Source organism: Saccharomonospora iraqiensis subsp. paurometabolica YIM 90007, from assembly GCF_000231035.2.
GTDB lineage: Bacteria > Actinomycetota > Actinomycetes > Mycobacteriales > Pseudonocardiaceae > Saccharomonospora > Saccharomonospora paurometabolica.
Genome location: NZ_KI912253.1, coordinates 11,025 through 12,735, shown reverse-complemented (window position 1 = coordinate 12,735; position 1,711 = coordinate 11,025). Strand labels below are relative to the sequence as shown.

Genomic DNA, 1,711 nt, shown 5'->3' with positions numbered 1-1,711 from the left:
GGCGCGGCTGCGGGACCGGCGCGGCGTCGACGCGCAGGTGGCGCACTCCGACGACGGGATCGTGCTGCGGCTGCCGGACGCGCTGGACGCCGAGGGGCGCGAGGTGGTCCTCGGCGCCGAGGACGTGGTCCTGGACCCGGACGAGGTGGAGTCGGTGGTCACCGACGAGGTGAGCTCGTCGGCCCTGTTCGCGGCGCGGTTCCGGGAGTGTGCGGCGCGTTCGCTGCTGCTGCCCCGGCGGGACCCGCGGCGGCGGACCCCGCTGTGGCAGCAGCGCCAGCGCGCCTCCCAGCTGCTGTCCGTGGCGTCGAAGTACGAACGGTTCCCCGTGGTGCTGGAGGCGATGCGGGAGTGCCTGCGCGACGTCTACGACGTCGACGGGCTGCGCGAGCTGATGTCCGACGTGCGCTCCCGCAGCGTGCGGGTGGTGGAGGTGGAGACCCCGGCGGCGTCGCCGTTCGCGCGGAGTCTGCTGTTCGGCTATGTCGGGATGTTCCTCTACGACGCCGACGCGCCGCTGGCCGAACGGAAGGCCGCCGCGTTGTCGCTGGACTCGGCGTTGCTCGCGGAGCTGCTCGGCACGGAGGCGGTGCGCGAGCTGCTGGACGCCGAGGTCGTGTCCGAGGTCGAGCGGTCGCTGCAGCGCCTCGATCCGGAGCGGCACGCGCGGGGCCCCGAGGACACGGCGGACCTGTTGCGGTTCCTCGGCGATCTCACCACCGACGAGGCCCGGGAGCGGGGCGTGTCCCCGGAGTGGCTGGAGGAGCTGGTGGCCCGGCGGCGGGCGATCGTGGTGCGGATCGCGGGCGAGCCGCGGTACCTGGCCATCGAGGACGCGGGACGCGTGCGGGACGCGCTGGGCGCGGCCCTGCCGGTCGGGGTGCCCGAGGCGTTCACCGAGCCGGTGGCCGACTCGCTCGCCGATCTGCTGATCCGCTACGCCCGGTCGCGCGGACCGTTCCCGGCGTCGGCGGCGGCCGCCCGGTTCGGGTTGGGGGTCGCCGTGGTGGCCGGGGTGCTCGACCGGTTGACCGCCGACGGCCGGCTGGTCCGGGGGGAGCTGCGGCCACAGGCCTACGGCGCGGGCATCGAGTACTGCGACGCGGACGTGCTGCGGCGGGTGAAGCGGGCGTCGCTGGCCCGGTTGCGCGCCGAGGTGGAACCGGTCGAACAGGCGGCGCTGGGCCGGTTCCTGCCCGCGTGGCACGGCATCGGCGCGCGTTCCCGGTCGGCGCCCACCGCGGACGACGTGTTGTCGGTGGTGGAACAGTTGGCGGGGGCTCCGCTGCCCGCGAGCGCGGTGGAATCGCTGATTCTGCCGAACCGGCTGCCGGGCTACCAGCCCGCGTTGCTGGACGAGCTGACCACGGCGGGCGAGGTCACCTGGTGCGGCTGCGGTGCGCTGTCCGGCGGGGACGGCTGGGTGGCGCTGGCCCCGACCGACGTGGCGGATCTGTTGCTGCCCGACGTGGAGGACACCTCCTCGCACGGCCCGCTGCACGACGCCGTGCTGTCCGCACTGGACGGCGGGGCGTTGTTCTTCCGGCAGCTGGCGGACCGGGTGGCCGCCGAGCGGGACTCCCCGCCCACGGACTCCGAGGTGGTCGCCGCGCTGTGGGACCTGGTGTGGTCGGGCCACGTCTCCGGCGACACCCTGGCACCGTTGCGGGCGCGGGTGGCCGGCCGGGGTGCGGCGCACAAGCCGCGCCGG

Annotated in this window: 1 protein-coding gene; it reads left to right on the top strand. The window is 75.5% G+C overall.

Annotated elements, in window-relative coordinates; all coding sequences use genetic code 11:
* Positions 1-1,711, top strand: a 1,711-nt coding sequence (locus tag SACPADRAFT_RS30775; RefSeq protein ID WP_007027523.1) for an Lhr family ATP-dependent helicase, incomplete at both ends; no start/stop codon positions are given.